The organism is Rhizobium lusitanum (genome assembly GCF_014189535.1).
GTDB lineage: Bacteria > Pseudomonadota > Alphaproteobacteria > Rhizobiales > Rhizobiaceae > Rhizobium > Rhizobium lusitanum_C.
Genome location: NZ_CP050307.1, coordinates 2,031,472 through 2,056,055 on the forward strand (window position 1 = coordinate 2,031,472; position 24,584 = coordinate 2,056,055).

The following is a 24,584-nucleotide window of genomic DNA, read 5'->3' on the forward strand; positions in this document are numbered from 1 at the left end:
GTGCCGTGTCGCCGGGCATGAAGCGATGGATGCGCTTGTCTCAACCTTATCCGGTTTCCAAGCCTCTATTCCTCTGTCTCCGACGCTGCATTCGCCGCCTTTTGCGCCTCGATGCGATTTTGCGTCAGGCGCGCAGCTGCGGCTGCGGTCGCGTCAGTGGTGCCACCTGCGACTTGAACGGTCGGCGTTCCGAAATGGATGCCTTTTTCCGCGAAGGTTCTGTTCAACATTGAAAGAGCCTTCCGGCGAATAGCGGACTGCTCTCCAGGTCTCGCCGTGAATTTCAGCCGAATTTCGATGCCGTAATCCGCCATCTGTTCGATGCCCTGCATTTTGAGCGGTTCGAGAATGTTGGGTCCAAGTTCCGGGTCGTCCGCAAGTTCCGCACCGATTTTCTTTATGGTCTTGCGCACGTCCTCCAGGTCGCTGTCATAGCTGAGTGTCAGAGAAAATTTCTCGATCACCCAATCACGGCTGAGATTTTGTACGGCGCCCAACTCTCCAAAAGGGACAACGGTAATCGGGCCGCGATGGTGCCGCAGGCGGATGGACCTCAGCGAGAAACCTTCAACAGTGCCCTTATACTTTGCCGACTGGATATACTCACCAATGCGAAAAGCATCGTCAAACAGGTAAAATACGCCGGAGATGATATCCTTTACCAGCGTCTGTGCGCCGAAACCGACAGCGATGCCGACAACGCCGGCCCCAGCCAACAATGGGCCGATCTGAATGCCGACGGCGTCGAGGATCATGAGGAGCCCGACAGCCCCGATCACCACGAAGAGAACGTTGCGCAGAATGGGGAGCAGGGTGTTTAGCCGCTGGCGTCGCCTGGCGTCTGGCCCGTCCGCATGAGTGCCGTGCACATCACTTCGCGACACAATCGCCATCTGGCTATCGATCAAGGTGCTAACAAGCTTCCAAATGACGTCTGTCACAAGCAGCACGATGACGATACGGATTGCAGCGCGGACAAGACGCGTGACCACCGTCTCGCCAGCGGCAAGGTCGCTGAGGTTCACATGCCAGGAACTGGCCACCAGAAGCGCGGCAACGACGATCAGCCCATTGCGCAGCGTTTGCATGATAACGACCGACCAACCGACAATAGAAGGGTCTGTCGCTATAGTGTCGTCGTCAAACCGCGTGATACGGCGAATGATGTCCTGGACCATCGACACGACGAGGGGCAGCATTGTGACGATAATGACGCTCCAGAAACCTGCATGAAGGCCTGAAACCCATAACAACCATGCCAGCACTGTACTGAGCGTAAGGCCGACTCCCACCAGGCGGCTCAAATGCGGTCCGTCGGCGCGAAACTGCCGCAGCCAGATCATGATGATCAATGCAATGGAGACGATACCGAGCCATGCCGCCATGAAGAGGTCGATCACGATGGCTGACGCGCCGATCGTTTGCATAACGGCAACGGCCGCCCGTCCCAAAGCCAGCAGTGCGACAATTCCGACAAGCCAATAATACCAAAACCACGCCAATGGCGTGCCGAGGGTTAAAAGGCGCATGTGTGGGAGTCTGGCACCCGGCGCGATAACAATCCGGCCGAAAAGAACCGCCAACCTGATCATCACCACCGCCGACAATAAGATAAGCGCGATGTCACGAAAGATGACGGGCCAGGGAAAGAGAATAAAGGCACCCAGGCTGCCGATCAGATAACCGGTTAGCCCAAGCAACCCCATGGACAGGCGGCAGGCATGGAGTTTGATCCGCTGCCGGACAGTCTCGGCGGGCGCGGTCAAGATGAAATTCAAGAGGCCGCGGCCTGACCACCAGGCAATGCGCTGAACGATAAAGCCGCCGGCGACAAAGAGAATGACCGCCAGAAGCAGTCCAACCGGGTCGAGCGCATCGTTGGTCTGAAAGATGCTCATCTCCGCGCGAATTTGCGTGGGAAGCGTTGGGACGGCGCTTGCCAGCGTGAGCAGGCGGCTGCGCAGATCTTGCAGGGCGGACCCGACAGTGGAAGGTGCAATAGTCTGCTCTGGCGGCGGCACCGTCGCTGGCGGCGTTTGCAAGAGCTGAGGCGTTATTTTGCTGACAATCGCGCGGCCTGCATCATCGTTCGGCAGCTCAATGATGACACGAATGGGGGCAGGCGGTGGGGATGGTTCGGCGGCTAACGCGGGTTGCCCAATCAGAAGACCGATCGCAAGCAGGAGAAACCGCATTTTCAAAATGCCACTATGGTCGTCAGCAGTGCCTATGGTCATAATTGCCCCGGCGACTGATGTCGTCGCTCGTTTTTGAATGGTCGATGGTTTCGCTGCCGCCAGCCGTAGCACATTCGGCCATATCGCGCGTAACAGCTAATTGCGGGTCTGGCTGAAATTTGTCCCCCTTGCTGGCGAGTACCGCAGCGTTGGACAGCCGCTCGCCGATAAAGCCCATGATAGCAGTGCATTGCGGACGATGTAGCCACGGCATACACGCGCCACATTCACAGCCAATATTCCTCGCATTTGAAACGCAAAATCCACGCCTGGAACTTAATCGCAGGCACAGGTCCCTGGAACGAGGGTTTCGCGATTGCCTAGTCGGTAACGAGCGCCTCCCTAACCATATGAGTATCGACATATTGGGTCATGCGGGCGATCTTACCATTTCGAAGTTCGTAGAGGTGGGCGAAGCCTGCCTCCATCGACTTGCCGGTCGCCTTGTAGGTACCGGAATAGATCCCCAAAAGCGGCGACCCTATCGCCGTCCTCCAGGAACGTGTGGACGTTGGCGCGGTAACCGATCCATTCGGTAGCAAGTCGGCGGAAGACACCTGCCACGATGGCGTCCGGTCCGACATACGTCCCTGCATAAGGGACGCCTTCGGCTTCCGTCCATTCGGCATCGGGGGCAAGGGCGATGAGCAGGTTGCGCCCATTTTCTTCCGAGGAACCTTCATAGGTCCCCCGGATCACCTCAAGATTACCCCCCATGAGAGTTAGCCCCACTTCATTTCGCCGGTGGCGACCTTGGAACCAATGTCCAGCGCAACGCCCATCCCGAGACCGGGGAAGCGTGCTTCCATCGCAGCCTTGAGCACGGCAGAGTCCTTGGTTTTGGCCAGTTCTTCCTCGAATGCCTTGAGGTAAGCAATGGTATGCTCGACGCCCGAAAGGTCGGTCGGCGCTTCCGGAGTCATATGTCCGGCAACAACGATCGCAGGCTTGCGCGCAGCAAGCTTTTCGAGAGTGCCGATCCAGGCGGCCCGCAGTTCAGCGCTGTTCGTGTCAGCCGTCCAGACGTGCACACCGTTGAAGATCATCACGCCGCCGAACACCGCGTTGAGGGACGGGACGAAGAGATAGCGCCGGTTGGCGAGCCCTTCCGCCTCGACGATCTCGATGGCCTCGCCATCGACGGTCAAAGAGCTGCCGCTGAAGGCTTCCGGTATGACGACATCGGCGAGCGTCTGCGGACCGTTTTCCTTGAGCTGCGGTCCCCAGACGGCCAGCTTCTTTTCGACACTGTCCTTAATGGCAGAAACAGCGGCTGGGGCTGCAATCACGCGCGCATCGGGAAAAGCCGCCTTGATCGGGCCGAGGCTGAAGTAATAGTCCGGATCGCTCTGACTGACATAGATCGTGGTGAGTTTCTTGCCGGTAGCCTTGATCGCCTCGGCGACGGCCTTGCCATCGGGGAGTGTGAAGCCGCCGTCTATCAACGCGGCTTCCGTCGCTCCGGAGACCAAGACGGGAGCACGGAAGAAGCCGTTCTGTCCGGCGGGAAAATGCTTCCAGGTGAGACCACCGGCTGCATGACCAAGGCCGGCGGGCGCAAAGACAGCGGTAACACCGGCTGCGAGCGTGGTTTTCATGATGGTTCTCCTAGTAAACATAGATGTCTCCCGGTGGTGGTTTGTGAATAGCGGGTGCGGTATAGGCCCGCACCTTTCCGGTTTGGCAGTTTCATCCGATGCGGCAATTGAGTCTTTCGCCGCAATGCCCCGCGCGCCAGGGGCATCCATTGTTCTAGGCGACCGGTTAGGGGTTTGGGCCGGCGCTTGGACGACCCGACCCGGTAAGCGCGTTAAGAAGCTCTGGGTTGGAGAACAACTCATTCGCCTGAACCAGACGGCGGCTCTGTCGGTCATCAACGATCAGTGCCGGAACCCCATCGACACGAAACCCCCGCATGGCGGTACGTCCAGCTTCAACCCGCCTGTGGTTCTCGGTCAGCAATTCCTGGTCCGGAACCCCAAGGCGGCTAGCAGCGACGCCAAGACCCGCATGGGTCAGAATATCCACAAGTTCGCGGGGGTCGGTCACGTCGCGACCCAATACATAGCGTGCCTCCTGAATGAGCCTCAGCGCATCGAGTTCGCGGGAAGGTTCCGTCAGAGCAACAGCTGTGAGTGCGAGAGTAGCCGGGCCTGAATCAAGAGAACTACCGAGCTTGCCAAGAACGTTCCTGCGGTATTGATCCGTGAAGGGTTGCCCCGTGATGCTGGCAATACGCTGGTCATGGGACCACGCATAGGCGGCAAAATGCGCATCCACCTCGCGCGCACCAGCCCCGGAGAATAACCCCACAGGGGCAAGTCCGATCGCCAGGTCGGGACTGGTCGCGAGCTCACCCAGTATTCGCGAGGCGCCATAGCACCAGCCACAGAGAGGATCGAAGAGATAGGTGATCTGGGGCTTGTCGTTCATATCTTCCTCGCTTTGTGCGGCAATACATACCACATGCGCATATGCCGCAAAAGATCGACAGAATACGACAGAATGTATGCTATAAGCTTACAATTAAGTGGGATCTGCTACCATGCCCGAAGCCATAAATCTGAACCGCCTCGCCTATTTTACTGCGGTTGTCGACACGGGGTCATTCACGCGGGCAGCCAAATATCTTGGTATTACCAAGGCCGTCGTAAGCAATCAGGTTGCGAAGCTGGAACAGGATATTGGCACCACCTTGCTGGTGCGGACCACGAGGCGCCTCCAACCGACCGAGGCGGGAGGAATCTTTCATGCGCGTTGCGTGTCGATCCTACGCGACGCCGAAGATGCTTTCGACGAACTGGCTGAGGCAAGGGTAGAACCAAAAGGGGTTTTGAGGATCACCGCACCCTATGATTATGGGACTTCGGTCATCGTGCCGCTGATAACCAAGTTCACTCTTCGATACCCCGCCTGCAAAGTTGAGCTGAGCCTGACCGATGAAACACTTGATCTGGTGGCGGCAAATATGGATATCGCGATCCGTGTCGGCTGGCTGGCGGACTCAAGCCTGCAAGCTCGGCGCATCGGTTCCTTTCGACAATTGCTCGTCGGCACGCCCGACCTTTCCGAACGGATAGCCGATATCAGCGTCCCGGAAGATTTGATTGCACTACCCTTTATCGCCAACACGGCGCTCCAGGAGCCGTTGCAGTGGTCCTTTTCGCGTGGAGACACCGACGCATACCTTGTACGTTTCTCAGCAGCCATCTCCATCAACACAACACCGGCCATTCTCGGAGCCGTCCGGGCTGGCGGTGGCCTTTCGATCGTGCCGGATTTCCTGGCGGAAAAATATCTGCAAAACGGACGACTTCTTCATGTCTTGCCGGAGTGGCACCTACCCTCGGGCGGGGTGTATACCGTTTATCCAGCAGCGCGTTTTCGTTCTCCGAAGGTCACGGCCTTTGTCGATATGCTGACAGAGTCGTTGCGACAATAATTTCAAGATCGACACATTTTAACAACGGACCTGAGCGCAGCCCAGTTGGCGAGTTGTTTTCGCTCAGGTGTCTATCGCCTGCCATTTCGGTCAATACCAGCAGCTGTTGGAGAATCAGTTTATCGTCGTCAGGGGGCCCTGGCTGATGGTTGCGATATGTGCTCCAGCCACGCGTCTGGGCCCTTGCGGCGGAACTGACTTCCAAGCAGACCGGATCGAGATAAATCGGCAACCCCTTGATACCAAGCGCCGACACTAAGGATTTCACGCGGCGCTGCGGGGGAGCTCCGAGTCTCGAGCAATCTTGCTCGCTGCGACAAAATCCACCTTTCCGGAGCCCAGCACCGGCACCTTGCCTATGTTGATTTCGGCTGGCACCATCATATCCATTGCCCCCTTGGACTTGGCGAAGGCAATGAATTCGGCTCGGGTGGCGTTCGGCGCGTCGGTCAGCAGCACCAGCCGTTCACCCTTCTTCGCATCAGGGATCGCGGAGACAACTGAAAGAGCGCCGGGCCAAAGCTGGCCGGCGAGCGCCTCGACGGCTGCAAGTGAGACCATTTCGCCGCCGATCTTCGCGAAGCGCTTTGCCCGGCCGCGAATCTTGATGAAGCCATCCTCGTCGATTGTCACGATATCTCCCGTGTCGTGCCAACCGTCGAAGAGTGGCTCGATAACGCCGGGATTTTCCGCGCGAAGATAGCCGGCCATGACATTCGCGCCACGAATCAGAAGACGTCCGCCTTCATCGATGCCAGGGACGGCTTCCAGTTTCCATTCCATGCCGGGCAAGATCTTTCCGACCGTTCCCGAACGATTGTACATGGGCGTGTTGAGCGAAATCACGGGCGAGGTCTCCGTCACGCCGTAGCCTTCGAGAATGCGCAGGCCGAATTTCTCCATATAGATCTCGCGGGTCGAGGGTTTCACGGGTTCGGCGCCGGAGAAGATGTAACGGATCGATCGGAAATCGTAGGGATGGGCTGTCCGTGCATAGCCGTTCAGGAACGTATCCGTGCCGAAGATAATCGTGGCGTTCGAGACATAAATCAGCTCAGGCACGATACGGTAATGCAGCGGAGACGGGTAGAAATACACGGGCACGCCCGAGACCAGCGGCAGGACGGTGCCTGCCGTCAGGCCAAAGGAGTGGAATATTGGCAGGATATTGAAGACCTTGTCGCCGGAGTGGAAATCGATGCGCGCCGCAGCCTGGGCGGCGTTCGAAAGGATATTGCGGTGGGTGAGCACCACGCCTTTCGGCGTTCCCTCGGAGCCGGAGGTGAAGAGGATCACGGCGGCATCGTCGGCAGTGCGTTTGACATGCGGCTTGTACTTGTGGAGCAGGCCGCGAATCTTGTCGACGAGCGTTACCGTCGTGCGGAGCTCATCGAGCCAGACGATCTTCACTTGTTTCTGGAGTTCGTCGATGACCGGACCGAGCTTGCCCTGCTCGATGAAGGCGCGTGAGGTTAAGATATGTTTCACCTCCGCGGCCTTGCAGGCCGACAGGATATTGGCGGCGCCGGCCGTGAAATTCAGCATGGCCGGAACCTTGCCCGCCGACATGACCCCGAGCAGGGTTGCGGCGGCGCCATTGGCATTCGGCAGCATCACCCCAAGCGTTTTTTCGTCTGCGAAGAGAAGTTTGAACTTGGCGCCGAGCACGGCCGCGCCTGTCAGCAGCTTCGCATAGGAGAGTTTGCCGGAGATGGGGTCCTCGACGGCAAGCCTGCTGCCGCCGCCTGTCACGGCAGCGTCGATGATGCGTTCCAGCACGGTCGAATCCGTGTCTGTGGTTTTGAACATCAGCATCGACATGACCTGGTAAAGGGCGGCGCCGGCAGCGATGCGGCGTTTGCGCCCCTTGAGCTCCGGCGGGACGCTGAGCCTGACCGGCTCGAGGATGGTCACCTTGACCTTGGGAAAGAAGCGACGCCGCACCTGCCCGCCCGAAAGGCGCGAAAAATAGCTTCTTTCGAGCCCGTCGATGCGGACCGGGACGATCATCGATCCCGTCTTGTCGGCAACCATGGCCGCGCCATCATAGACCTTCATCAGCGTGCCGGTGACCGTCAGCCGGCCTTCCGGGAAGATGCCGATCGCGTTGCCCTCGTTGACGATCTTGATCAGCGAACGCGTCGCCATTGGCTTGGTCGGATCGAGCGGCAGAAACCGGCACATCTTGAGGAAGGGGCGGACCCACCAGGCCTGGGCGATCTTGTAATCGACCGCAAAGACCGGCTCTTCCTCGGTAATGGCAAGCGCCAGCGCACCGTCGAGGAAGCTCACATGATTGAGGGCAATGATCGGCGCGCGGCCGGCTTTCTTGATGTTGTCGAGCCCTTCGACCTCAAGTCGCATGAAGGCGCGGAAAAGAATGGAGAGGAAATCGCGGAAAGGGTTGGTCGGCAAGGTCTTCAGCATCAAAAAGGCAACGCCGAGATTGATGACCGAGAGGCAAAGAACGACCATGGGAACAGACAGGCCGATGGCCTGCAGGATCGCAACCAGCGTAAGTCCGATGGCGATAAACAGTGCCGACAGCACATTTGCGGCGCCGATCACCCGAGCACGGCGAGCTTCATCGGCCCAGGTCTGCATCGCGGCAAACGTCGGGACGGCCATGAAGGCGCCGCCAATGGCCATGCCGGCGAGATCGACCGCCACACGCATGGTTTTTGCGCCGGCAAAGAAGCCAGCGATCGTATCCGCATGGGCGGCGGAGTGCAGGCCCCAGAGGTTCCATGCAAGATCAAGACCGAAGAGCGCAACGATGGCCGTACCAACCGGCGCCGGCAGCAGCACAACACGGCCGGCCGACATCCAGCCGGCGATGGCGGAGCCGACGGCGATCGAGATCGCGAAAATCGCCAGGTAGGCGGGGACGATGATTTCCGAGCCACCGAGGATCTCCGTGACCATGATCGGCAGCATGGACATGACAAAGGCGCCCACGAACCAGAACCAGCAGTTCATCAGTGCCGAGCGCCAGATCCGCTTGTCTTCCCTAAGTTCATTCACGAGCGTGACGCTTGAGCGGAAGATGTTTTTGTCAATGACCAGATCCGACGCTTTCGAACCGGTCGGCGGGATCATCTGCGCCGAAAACCAGCAAAGTATTGAAAGTCCCATCATCATCGGTCCGAAAATCCAGACATTGTCGCCCTTGGTAAAGGCAAGCGCCGCGACGATCGTACCGGTCAGGATGGCGATGAACGTGCCGCCCTCGATCCAGGCATTGGCTTTCGGCAAATCCCTGCGTTCGAGATGGTCGGGAAGAATGCCGTATTTGATCGGGCCGAAGAGGGCCGAGATCACGCCGAAGCCGAAGAGCGCCAGCATGAGGATCCAGATCGACGACAAAGCGATACCCAGAACGGAAATCGCCGCCACGCCGATCTCGGAACGTTTGAGTATCTCTGCCATCCTGGCCTTGTCGTATTTGTCGGCAAGCTCGCCGGCGACGGCGGAAAGCAACAGGAAGGGAACGATGAAAATCCCACCTGCAAGCGTCACCAGCGAGGCGCCCTCGGCTGCCATCTGGGCGAGGATCAGAAAAACCAGCGTCTGCTTGAGGAAATTATCGTTGAAAGCGGTGAGGAACTGCGTCCAGAACAACGGCGCGAACTTCCTCGATGTCATCAGATTGCGTTGCATGACAGTTCCCTTTTTGGATCGCAAAAGAAGGCCACAGAGTCGTTAGGCAAAGGTTGCGTCGGCGAACAACTCTGCGGCGTGGTTAAGGACTCCTAGTTTTCATTGCCCCGATTGAAGTTGACCAGGAGCTTTTCGGTCTTTGCATCCTCGATCTTACGGATCAGCTTCTCGGACTCGGCATTGTCACGCAGCGTCTTGGTGATGTTCACGGTCGTTTGCACCAGCATCAATACGCCCATTGCAAGATAGCCCTTGCCCCAGAGGTCGAGCGGCATCAGGTAAAGCCCGGCGGCGAGCATGAAGGCTGCCGTGCCGAAGGAAATATAGGAAAAGCTGACCCAGCTCGAGGAATGCTTCTGAAAACTATCGTTCATGATTATGGTCCCTTCGTTCGATAAAATATGCTTCAGGCGGCGTCGTTCGTGCGGGCGCGAAGCCGGGCGAGAACGTCATCGGCCGATGAGCGGAGCGGTGCGCCGCAGCCCGCATTGGCAAGCTTCTCGACGATACCGGCCGTGCGGGAGGGACTGTCCATGTCCCTGAGCACGGAGGCGATCGTGTCACTCTGATGTTGACGATCGCGCAGCCGCCCAAGCGTCTCCTCCGCCTCGTCGAGCGTCGCGAGACCAGAACCGGCGACAGCAATGTCGAGCTTCTGGGCCTCTTGCGTTGCGCGGGCCAGCCGCTCACCGCGTTGCAGTTCCTGCAGGCGCGCCTCGGCGGTTCGCAGGATCGCCTTCAGCTTGGTAATCGCCGTCGTGAACTGGGCTTGCGCCTTTTCCGACGTATCACGCTCCGCTTCGAGATAGGCGATGGCGTCGGCCGCGTCGCGAGCCAGGTCCTCACTGTGCTGTGCCAATGCGGCAAGCGCCCGCGTCTCAAGGTCGGCGATCCTGGCTAGGATCGTCGCATATTGCTTCTTTTCCTGGTCATTCTGGGCGATTGCCACCGCCACGGCGTGGCGGGCATATTGGATGCGCTGAGCCGCATCGCGAATTTGCTGGCTCAGCAGGGGCATAGCATGGCGATCTACAAAGGCTTGCTCGGCATCGTACGCCCTGCCGCGCAACAGCGTCACAATCAGATTGAACATTTCGTGTCTCCCGTTTATGAACGTTGTTCACGAGATGAGTTCTGACATAACAATGAACGTTGTTCAAGATATATTTTGAACAACGTTCATAAATCGAAATGGATTGGTTCATGGCCAGCAAGAGAGAAGAAAAGCGCGAAGACCTGAAGGCGCGGTTGATCGATGCGGCACGCAACCGGATAGCCAATGAAGGTCTGGCTAACCTGCGGGCGCGTGACATCACGCAAGACGCGGGGTGTGCGCTCGGTGGACTTTATACGGTGTTTTCGGACCTCAGCGAACTTATCATCCACGTGAACTCTTCGACGCTGAAGGCTCTGGGAGAATCGCTGGCGCTCACTGAGGTCAGTCGCCGCACACCGACCGACCGGCTGCGTAATTTGGCGCAGGGATATCTGAAGTTCGCGGTTGCCAATCGCAATCTATGGAAGGCTTTGTTCGATCACTATCCGCCTGAAGGCAGCCTGACACCGCAGTGGCATCTCGAGGAGCATATGTTCCTGATGGGCGTGATCGCCGAACCTCTTGCCGAACTGCAACCGGATATGTCCGCGGAAGACAGAGCCATTCGCGCCCGCACCCTGTTTGGCGCCGTGCACGGCGTGATCAGCATCAGCCTGGAAGCCCGGTTCGTGGGCTTGCCGCAGGAGCGGCTCGAGCGTGAGCTCGACGAATTCGTTCTCACCATCGCTGCCGGAGCGGCTGCAAGTTGAGCTTTACCGGCGAGCTGCGATTGTTGCCGATGACAGCGGCGTCATTGAAGGAGTTGTGCGTCAGCCTCGATTTTGACTCCAAAGGAGAACGAGACCGCTTCTCCATAGAGGGCAAATTGTGAATCCTTGATTTGAAGCAGCCTTACGGAAGAGATTGAACCGATACTCACAGAGACGGCCGCTGATGTCGGACACACATGCCCCATTGGATCTACACGGTTGATCGCGATTTCAATCGCGATCCATAGCTCATGGCATGCGGCGCCAGGCCCGCTTGAGATTTTCTGAGACAGTGTTCAATCACACCCCATAAAGTCATGAGACCCGTCGGCTCACGACCGACCTGCCCTGACGGCAAGTATGCTTCCAGGCCCGTGCACAGCGGCAAAGAGCAGGCCGGCAAGGAAAACAAAATGGTCGACGAAGAAGCCGAATTCAGCCTGGTTGCCAGTCCAACGCGACGGGCCGTGGAATGAGAATCCGAGGAAGATGACATAAACGGCAGCAACGATGGCAGCCGGTGTGAAGAATACGCCGGTCAGGAAGGCTATGACCAACAGCACTTCGAGGATCGCCGCGCACCAGGCGAGGAATAGTGGGAATGGGAAGCCCGCGGCGGCGATGTAGCTGGCGGTCGCGCCCATATCCATGAACTTGAACGAGACTGCCATCAGAAAGACAGCACCAAAGATCAGGCGGGCGATGAGTATGGCGGCGGTCTGCCAAGCTGATTGAGTGTTTTCCACGATGTCTCTCCGGGTTGAAGTGGTCGATGCTCCAAGGACGGACAGCAGAAGACGATTCCGACAGAGCCGTGAAAATTTATTTTGTTCGGGACGACCACCCCACGGGGTCGAAAGACGGCTACATCAGCAGTTCAATTGAAGCATTGCTTTATCTCAACTGGTCGAGCCCAAAAGACGCGCGGGCCTCCATACAGGCCCCATCTCCCGGAGTGCAGGCGCGACAAACATCTGGCCGAAGATCATAAACCAAGCATGATGTACTCGAACCGACGCGGCCGGACAAAGCAGAACAACGCGCGCCGTGACACCGCATTCCTCCTTGATCGTCCGAGACGAAATGCGCCGGTAAAGCGTCGAGCTCAGCTTCCGTCTCTGTGGAAAATCTTGGCCAAGTGGGCGAAAATGAGCAGCAAGCGCCGCAGGCTTCACAGTCAACGTCAATAGCAAAGGTCATTAGCGCGTTCTATCGCAACGATCCGGGAATGCCAGGCTTTTTATATCCCAGTCGGCATCAGATCATGTTTACAAGACTTCTTTGGCCTTGAAGGGATGCGATCCGGCCACCCGCTATTTCACGGCCTGCTCATCTCAAAGTGACCTAAATTACAGTGGGCTCACGCTGAAGCCACGAGTTCTATCGTCAGTTCCTTCCAGGACGGAACCTGAACGCATCGACGAATGCGGAGAATGCCGGCGAATGGTTGCGCCTATTGGGGTAGTAGAGATGATAGCCTTGGAAGGTCGGGCACCAAGGCTTGATGACTTCCAGTAGATAACCATCGTCGATATGGCGGCGAACGAGATCCGTCGGCGCGTAGGCAAGACCCATTCCGTCGAGAGACGCGCCGATCGCTGAGCCGATGTTACTGTAAACTAGCTGGCCATCGACGCGCACGCTGCCCCCCATCCTCGTGGATTTCTGATCTGTTAACCAATGGTTAACCATAATCGCGCTTATCTCAATATCGACGAAGGCCCTGTTCAAATCCATCGCGTCATTTCTCATGAATATGACGATAGACGACGACCGCGATTACGAAGATGCACCTACTTAAAATAATAGCCCTATTGTCGTTGGCTGGCCTTGGGACCAGTTGCACGACGACGGGCGGTGTGCGGCAATCGACGGGTGCGGAAACCGTTGCTAACGAAAAAGCGCTGGCATTTCCGCCACCCGGCGGTCCCGCCATCGTCAATGTCGTCGAGCAGAGGCACAAGGATGATGTGGAGCAGACGATTTCGCTTGCAACATCCTCGTCAGTCGCCGGCCAGAACTTTCTGAAAGTACAGTTTCTTGGCGTATCTGGAGGCAACCCCGGACTGGGTAGTACGCCGTACAAAGCTGTTAGCGAAAATGTGATAGCGCGGGAACTCGCTGCGGCAATACCGGGCGTCAGGCTCGCTCGCTCCGCGACCTTTGTACAGAATACCTATGGTCCGTTCGGTTATGCTTCCGGCCAAAGCCGCTCTGGAAATACCTGCCTTTACGCCTGGCAGCAAATTCGAGCCGGTCGCTCCACGCAGGCGCAATTGCAGAATTTCAGCATGGTTCAGATCCGGCTCCGGCTGTGTGACGCCCATGCAAATGAACATCAGCTCCTCAGCACCGTCTACGGCTATACGATTGCCGGGGGATTCAGGAATGAAGCGCTAAATCCATATGGAACTGTAAGGGGGGCCGACGCGGTGCTTGCTCGCCCCGGCGATCCCGTCTATCCGGATCTGGGCGGCTATCGCAGCAACGCGACCCCGATCGGCTATGAAGCCGCCCTTCCTGCTGTGCGTACGGTGATCGTGCGCCACCAGATCGCCGCCTCGCCGCAAACCTTGCCAGCTGTGGCCCTTCCGCAGGCAATCGGACCACGGGTGCCATTACCGGGCGAACAATACGGCCAGGCCCAAACGGGCACGGTCCCAATGCCGACAACGATAACAGGACAAGCTCAGCCAGCAGCGACACAGACCTATAGCACTGTCGTACCCTCACCGGATTGTATCGGTGCAGTGGCCAACGCTGACTGCATGAAATAGATTTTAGTCATTTGGAACGCCAGGATGGCGTTTGGCGAATACCTTTTGAAGGAACACCGATGCAGACAGCACGAAGCATCTTGATATGGGCTGCCGTTTCCCTATGCGGCATCGTGCTGATCACATTACCGGTCAACCTGCAAACCCAACTTATCGCCAGCGTGGTAGCCGTCACCTTCATGGCCGTCATCAAGGTCCTGAAACGCCAGGGCACCTGGCGGCTGGTTGCGCTCGCTCTGGGCACTTCGATCGTGTTGCGCTATGTCTACTGGCGCACGACCAGCACCCTGCCGCCTGTCAACCAGCCCGAAAACTTCATCCCCGGCCTGCTGCTTTATCTTGCGGAAATGTACAACGTGGCGATGCTGATGCTCAGCCTGTTCATCGTTGCAACGCCCCTACCATCACGCCCTGCCCGGGCAGCGAAGGTGCAGCACTTTCCTTCCGTCGACGTCTTCGTTCCGTCCTACAACGAAGATATCAACCTTCTGGCCAATACATTGGCTTCAGCCAAGGCGATGGACTATCCGGCCGACAAGCTCCAGGTCTGGCTGCTCGACGACGGCGGCACACTGCAGAAACGCAACTCTACCAAGATCCTGGAATCGCAGACGGCGATTGCGCGTCACAACGAGCTCCAGCAGCTTTGCCAGGAACTCGATGTCAAATATCTGACGCGTGAGCGCAACGAACATGCCAAGGCTGGAAATCTCAACAATGGCCTTCAACACTCGAGCGGCGACCTGATCGCCGTCTTCGACGCCGACCACGCGCCGGCTCGCGATTTTCTGCTTGAAACCGTTGGCTATTTTGAAGACGATCCGAAGCTCTTTCTCGTTCAGACGCCGCATTTTTTCATAAATCCCGATCCGCTGGAACGCAATCTGCAGACCTTCGACAACATGCCGAGTGAGAACGAGATGTTCTACGGCATCATCCAGCGCGGCCTGGACAAATGGAATGCAGCCTTCTTCTGCGGTTCAGCGGCGGTGTTGAGCCGTAAGGCACTCGAATCCCAAAGCGGCTTCAGCGGCATCAGCATCACCGAGGATTGCGAAACGGCACTGGCGCTGCACGGCGCCGGTTGGAACAGCATCTATGTCGACAAGCCGCTCATTGCCGGTTTGCAGCCTGCGACATTCGCGAGCTTCATCGGCCAGCGCAGCCGTTGGGCGCAGGGCATGATGCAAATCCTGCGTTTTCGCTTCCCGTTGCTGAAGCGTGGGCTCACCTTGCCGCAGCGTCTTTGCTACATGTCATCCACGCTTTTCTGGCTTTTTCCCTTCCCGCGCGCCATTTTCCTGTTCGCACCGCTATTCTATCTGTTCTTCGATCTGGAGATCTTCACCGCGTCCGGCAGCGAATTCCTCGCCTATACGCTGGCCTACATGCTCGTGAACTTGATGATGCAGAACTATCTTTATGGCTCCTTCCGCTGGCCGTGGATTTCGGAACTCTACGAATATGTGCAGATGGTGCATTTGCTGCCTGCCGTCGTTTCGGTGATCTTCAATCCACGAAAGCCGACCTTCAAGGTCACGGCCAAGGATGAATCGATATCGGTCAGCCGCCTTTCCGAGATCAGCCGTCCCTTCTTCGTCATTTTTGCGGTGCAGGTCATCGCGCTTGTGATCACGATATATCGCATCTATGCCGAGCCCTATAAGGCGGATGTGACGCTTGTCGTCGGCGGTTGGAACCTCATCAATCTGATCTTGGCCGGTTGCGCATTGGGCGTTGTGTCGGAGCGCGGCGAACGATCCTCCTCCCGTCGCATCAGGGTCGATCGCCGCAGCGAACTGGGCGTCAACGACAAGTGGCATACCGCCTCGATCGAGGATGTTTCAGTCCATGGTGCACGGCTTAACGTGTTCAACAAGGAGCTCGATCCGTTGGTTGTCGGTACGGAGGCGACACTGCGCTTTCAACCTTATGGTGGCGGCGAGATGCAAACCCTGCCGATCATGGTGCGCAATATCCATCCGTCCGGTGAAATCACGACGATCGGGTGTCAGTATGTGCCCAAGGGCGCATCGGATCATCGCTTGATCGCGGATCTGGTATTTGCAAATTCCGATCAATGGACGCAATTTCAGAAGGGTCGCCGCCGCAATCCCGGTATCATTCGCGGGACGATCTGGTTCCTGGGATTGTCGCTGTACCAGACGAGCCGTGGGCTGCTTTATTTCTTCCGTGGCATGCGACCGGAGCGGGAGGCCCAGCAGCAAAAGGCAAAGGCAGGTAACGGATGAAAGCAATCCTTTCAGCTGTCGTTTTGGCAATCGCTGCCGCCACGCTTGCCAACGCGCAGACACAGCCTTTCGACATGTCGCGGGAACGGCCGCAGACGTCAGCTCCGACCGTGTCGCCGGCAATCATACCTCTGCCGACGCGAACCGTCTCTGCTCCCAATGAGGCTGCCGCGACATCCGCCAACAGCGATTTCCAGAGATATGTCATACCCTTTGCGAAGTTTCGGCTGGAAGGCGAATATGATCGAAAATCATGGTCGATCTACCTGACCCCAGAACAGGCCGCGGCGCCCGCCAAATTCAATTTCGCCTATCAGAATGCCGTGGTCGTCGCGCCCGAAGCATCACAACTGACGATCCTTCTCAACAACCGCCCAATCGGCCAGCAGCAAATCGGATCGCCAGACAATCCGTCGACGGTCAGCTTCGACGTTCCACGCGGTCTATTGCAACCCGGAGCCAATCTGGTGTCGTTCGAGGCGACACAGCGTCATCGCACCGACTGCAATATCCAATCGACTTATGAATTATGGTCCGATATCGACCCTGCCAGAACCTATTTAAGCTTTGCTGAAGAGAACGCACAGAAACTGTCGAGTACGGACGCCATCCGTGCCATCGGTGTCGATGGCGCCGGCAAGACGGAATTCAATCTCGTGGTGCCGGCGCTGGCTCAGCCCGGCACCACGAAGCCCTTGCTAAGACTGACGCAGGGCCTTTCAGTGCTGAGCGGAATGCCGAACGAGACTTTCTCCTTCAGTACGGATTCTTTGCCGCCACCCGGCCCCGGAAAAATGACGGTTGTCGTCGGTACACCCGCCGAATTGCAACCGTTGTTTCCAACGCCGGCGGCGGCGCAAAATGCGGCCCTTGCAACATTCGTTCGGGATCCACGTACAGGTTCGACAGTCCTTCTCATCAGCGGGCCGTCTTGGCAGTCCGTTTCGGCAGCAATCGATATCGTCGTGTCGCCGACCGACAGGGATCCGGCTATCCGCCGCGACTTGCTGGTGACCCAACGGTGGACCGCCCCTGATGCCCCATTGATCTTTTCGGACACGGGCCTTTCGTTCTCGCAATTGGGTGTAGAGACAACCGAGTTCTCAGGTCGTCGCTTCCATACCAGCTTCAATGTGGGGATCCCGGCGGACTTCTATGCCAATGCCTATGGCGAGGCGACCATCTATCTCGATGCGGCCTATGCCAAGAATGTTCGGCCCGGCAGTCATATCGATATCTATGTCAACGGCAGTATTGCCACGACCAAGCCGATTACCTCGGCTGGTGGTGGTATTTTCCGGAAGCTTCCTATTCGCGTGACGATGCGTCACTTCAAACCGGGCCTGAACACCATAACATTGGAAGCGATGCTGCTGACCGATGACGACGATGTCTGCGCGCCGGGCACGACGGCCGACAACACCGCACGTTTCGCGCTTTTCAATACAAGTACTTTTCAGATGCCGGATTTCGCGAGGGTCGCCCAGCGCCCGAATCTCGCGGCTCTGGCGGGCACAGGCTATCCCTACGGTCGCAGCACTACCCCCACGGCCCTCTTCATCGACCGGACCGATCCCGATACTCTGTCCGCGACGGCAACGCTGTTAGGCCAAATGGCAATGGTCGCGGGACATCCAATCGCAGTTGACCTTATTGCGTCGCCGGGCAGCGCTGGAGACCGCAACGCGATCTTTATCGGTCCGATCTCGCAGATACCGGCAACGACTTTGTCGCAAATGAACATCGCGGCGGCGAGCCAGGCATCCTGGCGTCCTCCTTTGCCCGGACAAGGTACCCAGTCGGAAGCTGTCGCCACAGTGGATGAATGGCGCTCGCGAATTGGAGGCGGCATGTTGCAGCTTCAGATCCAGGCGTTTCAGGACTGGATGCATCGCAACTTCGACATCTCCTGGAGCTCGTTGCAATTCATTCCAGGCGCCGAGGAAATCTTCGCGCCTTCGAATATCAACAGCTTCATGATTGCCCAGGGAGACGGCGCGACGGCAAATTCGACATGGACGATCGTGACGGCGCCTTCGGCAAAGGATCTGCGAGCGGGCGCCAACTCCATCACGTCGCTGGGCGAATGGTCACAGATTGCCGGCCATGTTACCGTTTATTCCACCAAGACCGGAAAGATCGACACCGTGCCCGTAAGCCGCTTCGATTTTGTGACGACGCAACCCTGGTCGTTTACCAACTATCGCCTGATCGCCGCGAACTGGCTTTCAAGCAATATTCTGTCCTACGCGCTACTGCTGATCGCCTCCTCGCTGCTGATCGGGATAACGACGGCGGGCATTCTCGCAAAGATCGGCAGGCGCGGATGAAACGCTGGCGCATCATGGCCACTATAAGCAGCATCGTCTTCCTGGCGATGAGCCAGCAGCTTGCGGCGCAACATGCCCCGATCGATCCGCAGGCCTGGGAGGCCTATAAAGCGAAATTCCTCGACGCAAGCGGCCGAATTGTCGACAATGGAAACGGCAACATCAGCCATAGCGAAGGGCAAGGCTATGGTCTGTTGCTCGCCTATCTTTCAAACAATCCCGCCGACTTCGAACAGATCTGGTATTTCACGCGAACGGAATTGCTCCTGCGCGATGATGGTCTTACGGCTTGGAAATGGGATCCGGCCACGACACCCCATGTGGCAGACACCAACAATGCCTCCGATGGCGATATACTGATCGCCTATGCATTGGCGCTGGCGGGATCGGCCTGGAACAAAAAGGATTATCTGAGTGAAGCGTCGCATATGGCGCAGGCACTGCTTTTACGTGTCGTCATCCATGTCGACGGACGGACGGTTCTCCTTCCTGGCGCCGAAGGCTTTGGAGCCGCTGATCGAGACGACGGCCCAGTCGTCAACCCGTCCTACTGGGTTTACGAGGCGCTTCCCGTCATGGCGGTCCTGGCGCCTTCCGAAAATTGGCAAAAGCTGAAGAACGACGGTCTCTCGCTGCTACGATCCATGCAGTTCGGACCACGAAAATTGCCGGCGGATTGGGTGAGTCTACATGCCAAGCCAAGCCCGGCGGCGGGTTTTGACGCCGAATTCAGCTATAATTCCATCCGTATCCCGCTTTATCTCGTGCGAGCAGGCATAACGGACAAAGCGCTGCTGATGCGATTGCAGGCGGGCATGACCACCGATGGCGACACCCCGGCCACGATCGACCTCACGACGGGCAGACCGAAACAGCCGCTGGCGGAGCCCGGTTATAGAATTGTTAACGATGTTATGGCGTGTGTGACGAGTGGGACGAAATTACCCGCGTCGGTTCGCCAGTTCGCACCGTCCCTTTATTACCCGTCGACCCTACAATTGCTGGGCCTGGCTTTCATCGAGGAGAAGCATCCGGAGTGTTTATAAAATCCTCTCTGATTACGGTTTCCTTGGCAGTCGCGGCAACAGGAGTTGCCATGACAGTGAGGGACCGTGAGACGATCGAGGACAAGCTCCGAGTATCAGCGATGCATCATTCCGATATGCCGTCGGGACTAACCTCACGCATCAAACAAGCTGACATGGCGTTCGATGCGTCAGCCGCCGACATGGGAACTATTGCAGATCGCATCCAAGCGAGCGCTCCTTCCGCGATCTTGCCCAACGCACCGACGGCGATCCAAACCACCACCGACACACCAGCCGCCGTCGCCCAGGCAGCTCCCCGGTCTGGCGCGCCGCAACCCAACGCGGAACCAAAGGTCGATGAAAGTGCGCTGCGCTATTTCGCCAGTCGTGGCGACAAGGCGCGGCTTCAAGCCGAGATATCCCGACTTCAGGCGCTTTATCCGAACTGGGTACCGCCCGTCGATCCATTGGCCATACCGCAGAATAGCGACAAGCAACTTGAAGCCATGTGGCAGCTTTATTCCGAAGGCCGCTATGCCGAGCTACGCAAGGCGATCACGGATCGGCAGGCTGCGGAATCAGGATGGCAACCGCCTTCGGATTTGCTCGAACGCCTTGATGTCGCTGAAGCTCGCACGCGCCTGATCAATGCCTCCGATCTCAAGCAATATGCGACCGTCGTCGAGATTGGTGCCAGCACGCCAAGCCTGCTCACTTGCAGCGACATCGATATTCTATGGCGCGTCGCGGAAGCCTTTATCCGAACGGATCGGGCCAACCGCGGCCAGGACACCTATGCCTATATTCTGAGGAATTGTGTCACCCCTCAAGAGAGGCTTGCGACGGCGCAGAAGGCCGCAGCCCTGCTGCCCTACCAACCCATGCAGGATATCCTGGCGCTCGAGAAGCCGGACGGCAATAGCGGGCGGGAATTCGACAGTATCCGCACCGACCTCGCGCGCCGGTTTGTCGCCGAGGGCAACGACGATCCGAAATTGGACGTCGCGCCGACTTATCTGGCGGAGGTCGAACGCGTCGGTCAAAGCCAGGGCCTTGCTTCCGACGCCGTTCTTCTCGGCTGGTACTATCTGCGCCGCCAGAACTATGGCGACGCGGAAAAATGGTTCCGGATCGCCCATGACAAGGGAGATTCGGCTACGGCATCGCAAGGCTTTGCGCTGGTGCTGATTGCCGACGGCAAGCCCCAGGAGGCTGAGGACGTCATGTATAAATGGCGTCATGTCTCCAAGGACGCGACGGCGACTTACCTTGCGGCGACAGCCAATCTGATGGCGTTGCAGCCACCGGCCGCTCTTGGCGAGACTGTACTCAGCCGCATCGCCACCGAGGTCATCGCGCAGAAATATGTGCCGACCGCGCAGCAATTTGGCTGGTTTGCGCGCTCGCTGAACCAACCGCAAACCGCAGTTCGCTGGTTTGAGACGGCGCTCAACTGGAAGCCCGATGACGAACCATCGGCCTATGGGCTGGCCGTTACCCGCAATCAGCTGAACGACCGGCAAGGCGTGGCGGAGGTTCAAAGACTTTGGGCGGGACGGTCCGAGCGCATTGCCAGGCTCAACGAGGTCAAGCCACTGGCTCCGGTCGGCTCCGCAGCGCTGCCCTCGCCAAGCCAGGCAGCGCCGCAAACAGCCGTGGGCTCCTCACAGCCCTTTATCGCACCGCAGGCGAAAGCCGAGGCCATCGTGACGACAGGCCGCGGCTCCTCCTCGCCGAGTGGATACGGCCAATCCGAAAGGCCGGCTTCGCCTCTACGACGCAGCGCACGCCAGCCCCGCGGCTGCTCCACGACGATCAATTCCCAGCTTCTCACGCCAGGGGATGCTCTATCGCGCGGCTGGTGTCTGATGGATCTCAACCGCCCGATGGAAGCGATTGCAGCCTTCGAAACGGCGATGAACGCTCCGGCCGGCAAGATGCGGGAGGATGCCGCTTACGGGCAAAGTCTTGCCTATCTGCGTGCGGGGCTCACCAACAATGCAGCCGTTGCCGCGACCAAGGCGCCGCTCAGCCATCAACGCGCCGCCGAGCTGCAAGTTGCGATACTGGCCAACCGCGCGCTCTCCGCATTCACCGCCAAGCGCTATCAGGAGACCTTGATCTATCTTGATCAGCGTGCGCAACTCCAGCAGGAGCGGATCGATCTGATGGTGCTTCGCGGCTATTGCTATCTCAATCTCAAGATGTATGACGACGCGGAGCGCATCTTCAACGCTGTGGCGGCGACCGGCAACAAGGACGGGAATCGCGGCCTTACCGATTTGCGGCTCGCTCTCCATCCAGATCATGGCGAATGATCGGGGCAAATTGCCATCGGCAGGGCCAAGAGGCCCTGGCGCATGATTTCGATACGCCGGCATTCATGGACTTGCCACTATGTTGGAATACGGCAACCATATCATAACGAATCGCAAGCACGATGACACGCTTTACAATAGGCTTCCGGAGTGACCCACGCCTCGCCAAAACACGCTGAAACCGACGGCAACGTCATCAGACTATGGGCGGAACTCGAACATCGCACCAAGGTCACCCCCGCGATTCTTCATTCGATCAATCAGGAAGGTCGGCTGATCTCGGTCAGCGATGCTTGGCTTGCCAAACTCGGCTATGCGCGTGAAGAGGTCATTGGCAGGCCGTCTTCGGATTTTCTGACGCCGGAATCCCGCATCTATGCGATCAACGAAGTCTTGCCCGCTTTCTTCAAATCTGGTCGCATCGATGATGCCGAATATCAGATGGTATGCAAAAATGGACGGATTATCGACGTCCTGCTGTCAGCCGTGCTGGACGATAGCTCCCCTGAAATCGGCAGCGTCTCCCTGGCTGTCGTTACGGACGTGACCGCGCTCAAGACCGTCGAACGGCAGTTGGCGGCCAACGAGACGCGCTATAGAGGCCTGGTGGAAGACCAATCGGAGCTGATTTCGCTTGCCAGCCCTGAAGGTGATCTACGGTTCGTCAATCATGCCTATGCGCGTCACTACGGTCTGCAGCCGGATGAAATGATTGGCAGAAGTCTCTTCGATTTCGTGCCGGAAGACAGCCGTGCCGCGGTAGCCGCGCATCTTCAACACGTATGCAGTGTCGGTCATAGTGTGGAAGACGAAAATCAGGTCATTCTGCCAAACGGCCAAACCCGCTGGATGGCTTGGAGAAACAGAGCGCTCACCGACGCAAACGGACACGTCGTGGCTATTCATTCGGTCGCTCGCGATATTGATGACCGCGTCGCGGCAGAGCAGCGTCTCAAGGAGAGCGAGGCACGCTATCGCCTGTTGGCGGATCATGGCACCGACATGGTCTTTCAACTCGATCGCGATTTGGTACGCCAGTATGTCTCACCGGCTTGCCGCGAAATTTTGGGTTACGAGCCGGAGGAGTTGATAGGGAACAAGCCCATGAACTTGGCCCATCCGGACGAGCGCCCGCACGTACTCCTTGCTTTCCAGACATTGCTGGACGGCAGCGTGGAGCGCCGGTCGGTCATCAATCGTTTTCGCCATCGCGACGGACACTGGATTTGGGTCGAGGCACAGTTAAAGACGCTGAAGGATCCGAAGACAGGAAAACCGACGGGAATTATCGGAACGCTGAGAGACGTTTCGGCTCGAAAGGCTATCGAGGACGAGTTGCAAGACGCCAATCGGCGTCTGCAGGCGCTTGCCGAACAGGATGGGTTGACCGGCTTGGCCAACCGACGATTTTTCGACAACGCCCTCTTGCGCGAAGCTGGTCGAGCCGGCCAGGACAAGACGAGCCTCGGACTGCTTATGATCGACGTCGATTGGTTCAAGGCCTTCAATGATTGCTATGGTCATCCGGCCGGCGACGAATGCCTGAAAAGGATCGGAGCGACGATCCAAAAAATAGTCAACAGGCCCGGCGATGTTGCCGCACGTTATGGCGGAGAGGAATTCGCCGCACTGCTGCCAGATACGGACGAGCCGGCAGCCGCGGCGATCGCCGAACAGATTCGGCAGGCCGTGCTCGAGCTTGCAATCGAACACAGGGTTAGCCCGAACCAGGTCGCCACCATCAGCGTAGGCGCCGCGGCATTGACGGAAGGGGCGGTCACCGAACCTGCAACGCTTCTGCACAATGCCGACCGTGCACTTTATCGCGCCAAAGAAAATGGCCGCAACAAGGTCGCCTGCAGCACGCCGTCTGGAACGACAATCTAATCGGCGCGGCAAGACGGAAGGTTTGCGACAAGAGCTACTCGTCCGGTTGAGGGGCGGAGGTTATTTCGCCTTCCTCGTGGTCTGCAACCCGCGCCCCGATCAGATCATATCCTGGCCAACGGCTCGGGCGTGGCCGGGAGGTGCCGTCTCCTTAATGACTTCAGTTTGAGACGATGCAGCGGTTCTGCTTTCAAGCAGAGATCGACAAAGAGATTTCGCGCCATGTCGTGATGGCATCGCCGCGAAGATTGCGGTGATCGGCGGGAGTTAGATGCTTTCGATGGAGGAGGAAGAGGTTGGCGATCTGGTCGTTGGCTGAAACGAAAGACTGGCATTGTCGAGCCGATTTGAACCGCATCATGCGCCGCTCTCGTCGTCGCACAGCCAGGTGAGAATTCTCCGCTCGATTGTTGAGGCCCTCGGTTGAACCATGTTCAATTTCAGGGATCAACATAGCCGTTGGCATCGACGGCGCGCCACAGCCAGTATTTCTTTGCCTTGATGGACACGACCATCTCGTCAAGTTGCCATATGTCGGCAAAGTTGTGACTGAACTTCGTGGCCCACTCCGACACGGTTCGAAACGAGACATTGATCCCGGCAGGAAAGCGATGGCGCTTGTAGCGGTGTGCGGCAATGTCGGCGGCAAGCTTTGTCATGGACACGAATACCATTCAGATCAGCACAAATCGGCTAATCCGACGCCACCCTGGAAAACGAACTTGCGTGTTCATCAACGCGACGGCGTCCGGTAAATCGAGCTGCCTAACTTGATTGAAACCGCCATATTATAACATCTAATTGCAAATCAACAAACAAAACCAAATACATTAAGTCACTCTCTAAT

At 57.9% G+C, this 24,584-nt stretch carries 17 protein-coding genes and 3 pseudogenes; 8 read left to right on the top strand and 12 right to left on the bottom strand.

What is annotated here, in order from left to right; translation table 11 throughout:
• Positions 1 to 65: 65 nt before the first annotated feature.
• The 5 genes and pseudogenes from HB780_RS12340 to HB780_RS12360 form a co-directional block, all read right to left on the bottom strand.
• Entirely contained in the window at positions 66 to 2,195 is a 2,130-nt protein-coding gene (locus HB780_RS12340; protein WP_286203043.1) for a mechanosensitive ion channel family protein, read from the bottom strand.
• 22 nt (positions 2,196 to 2,217) lie between these two features.
• Positions 2,218 to 2,415 carry a hypothetical protein gene (locus tag HB780_RS12345; RefSeq protein WP_183688095.1) on the bottom strand — a complete coding sequence of 66 codons (198 nt, stop codon included), beginning with the start codon at positions 2,413 to 2,415 and terminating at the stop codon, positions 2,218 to 2,220.
• 142 nt (positions 2,416 to 2,557) lie between these two features.
• Positions 2,558 to 2,954, bottom strand: a pseudogene (locus HB780_RS12350) (nuclear transport factor 2 family protein).
• Positions 2,955 to 2,959: 5 nt separating this feature from the next.
• Positions 2,960 to 3,856, bottom strand: a complete 897-nt coding sequence (locus tag HB780_RS12355; RefSeq protein ID WP_183688097.1) for an MBL fold metallo-hydrolase — start codon at positions 3,854 to 3,856, stop codon at positions 2,960 to 2,962.
• Positions 3,857 to 4,001: 145 nt separating this feature from the next.
• Positions 4,002 to 4,670: a DsbA family protein gene (locus HB780_RS12360; protein ID WP_183688099.1), complete on the bottom strand. Its 669-nt coding sequence runs from the start codon at positions 4,668 to 4,670 to the stop codon at positions 4,002 to 4,004.
• 112 nt (positions 4,671 to 4,782) lie between these two features.
• Here HB780_RS12360 and HB780_RS12365 point away from each other — a divergent pair, with 112 nt between their 5' ends.
• Complete coding sequence (locus HB780_RS12365) at positions 4,783 to 5,679, top strand: LysR family transcriptional regulator (protein ID WP_183688101.1); 897 nt, start codon at positions 4,783 to 4,785, stop codon at positions 5,677 to 5,679.
• Between the two features lie 264 nt (positions 5,680 to 5,943).
• On the opposite strand, the gene HB780_RS12370 is transcribed toward HB780_RS12365, so the two are convergent.
• The 3 genes from HB780_RS12370 to HB780_RS12380 all read right to left on the bottom strand — a co-directional run bounded on the left by HB780_RS12370 (position 5,944) and on the right by HB780_RS12380 (position 10,432).
• The gene (locus HB780_RS12370; RefSeq protein ID WP_183688103.1) at positions 5,944 to 9,339 is read right to left on the bottom strand and encodes an acyl-[ACP]--phospholipid O-acyltransferase; all 3,396 of its coding nucleotides are present in this window, start codon (positions 9,337 to 9,339) and stop codon (positions 5,944 to 5,946) included.
• A gap of 92 nt (positions 9,340 to 9,431) precedes the next feature.
• Positions 9,432 to 9,713 carry a YiaA/YiaB family inner membrane protein gene (locus tag HB780_RS12375; RefSeq protein WP_183688105.1) on the bottom strand — a complete coding sequence of 94 codons (282 nt, stop codon included), beginning with the start codon at positions 9,711 to 9,713 and terminating at the stop codon, positions 9,432 to 9,434.
• A 32-nt stretch (positions 9,714 to 9,745) separates the two neighbouring features.
• A complete protein-coding gene (locus HB780_RS12380) occupies positions 9,746 to 10,432 on the bottom strand; it encodes a PspA/IM30 family protein (RefSeq protein ID WP_183688107.1) in 687 nt (228 codons plus the stop codon).
• Positions 10,433 to 10,542: 110 nt separating this feature from the next.
• Between HB780_RS12380 and HB780_RS12385 the strand changes: the two genes are divergently transcribed.
• Positions 10,543 to 11,145 carry a TetR/AcrR family transcriptional regulator gene (locus HB780_RS12385; RefSeq protein ID WP_183688108.1) on the top strand — a complete coding sequence of 201 codons (603 nt, stop codon included), beginning with the start codon at positions 10,543 to 10,545 and terminating at the stop codon, positions 11,143 to 11,145.
• A gap of 332 nt (positions 11,146 to 11,477) precedes the next feature.
• Here HB780_RS12385 and HB780_RS12390 read toward each other — a convergent pair whose 3' ends face one another.
• The 3 genes and pseudogenes from HB780_RS12390 to HB780_RS12400 all read right to left on the bottom strand — a co-directional run.
• On the bottom strand, positions 11,478 to 11,891 hold the full coding sequence (locus HB780_RS12390; protein WP_183688110.1) for a DoxX family protein: 414 nt from the start codon (positions 11,889 to 11,891) through the stop codon (positions 11,478 to 11,480).
• Positions 11,892 to 12,039: 148 nt separating this feature from the next.
• Positions 12,040 to 12,345, bottom strand: a complete 306-nt coding sequence (locus HB780_RS12395) for a YkgJ family cysteine cluster protein (RefSeq protein WP_183688112.1) — start codon at positions 12,343 to 12,345, stop codon at positions 12,040 to 12,042.
• 186 nt (positions 12,346 to 12,531) lie between these two features.
• Positions 12,532 to 12,789: pseudogene (locus HB780_RS12400) on the bottom strand (LysR substrate-binding domain-containing protein); the annotation flags it as partial.
• Between the two features lie 143 nt (positions 12,790 to 12,932).
• Between HB780_RS12400 and bcsN the strand changes: the two are divergent.
• The 6 genes from bcsN (at position 12,933) to HB780_RS12430 (ending at position 23,737) form a co-directional block, all read left to right on the top strand.
• Positions 12,933 to 13,922 (top strand): cellulose biosynthesis protein BcsN, encoded by a 990-nt coding sequence (gene bcsN, locus HB780_RS12405; RefSeq protein ID WP_183688114.1) that lies wholly within the window; start codon positions 12,933 to 12,935, stop codon positions 13,920 to 13,922.
• Positions 13,923 to 13,981: 59 nt separating this feature from the next.
• Entirely contained in the window at positions 13,982 to 16,174 is a 2,193-nt protein-coding gene (gene bcsA, locus HB780_RS12410) for a UDP-forming cellulose synthase catalytic subunit (RefSeq protein WP_183688116.1), read from the top strand.
• Positions 16,171 to 18,504: a cellulose biosynthesis cyclic di-GMP-binding regulatory protein BcsB gene (locus HB780_RS12415; RefSeq protein ID WP_183688118.1), complete on the top strand. Its 2,334-nt coding sequence runs from the start codon at positions 16,171 to 16,173 to the stop codon at positions 18,502 to 18,504. Before bcsA ends, HB780_RS12415 begins: the two co-directional genes overlap by 4 nt.
• Positions 18,501 to 19,550: a family 8 glycosyl hydrolase gene (locus HB780_RS12420; RefSeq protein ID WP_183688120.1), complete on the top strand. Its 1,050-nt coding sequence runs from the start codon at positions 18,501 to 18,503 to the stop codon at positions 19,548 to 19,550. The genes HB780_RS12415 and HB780_RS12420 overlap by 4 nt, the downstream gene beginning before the upstream one ends.
• 50 nt (positions 19,551 to 19,600) lie before the next feature.
• Complete coding sequence (locus HB780_RS12425) at positions 19,601 to 21,850, top strand: cellulose synthase (protein ID WP_183688122.1); 2,250 nt, start codon at positions 19,601 to 19,603, stop codon at positions 21,848 to 21,850.
• Positions 21,851 to 22,000: 150 nt separating this feature from the next.
• Positions 22,001 to 23,737 carry a sensor domain-containing diguanylate cyclase gene (locus tag HB780_RS12430; RefSeq protein WP_183688124.1) on the top strand — a complete coding sequence of 579 codons (1,737 nt, stop codon included), beginning with the start codon at positions 22,001 to 22,003 and terminating at the stop codon, positions 23,735 to 23,737.
• A gap of 190 nt (positions 23,738 to 23,927) precedes the next feature.
• Here the strand turns inward: HB780_RS12430 and HB780_RS12435 are convergent.
• A pseudogene (locus HB780_RS12435) lies at positions 23,928 to 24,396 on the bottom strand (hypothetical protein).
• Positions 24,397 to 24,584 lie beyond the last annotated feature (188 nt).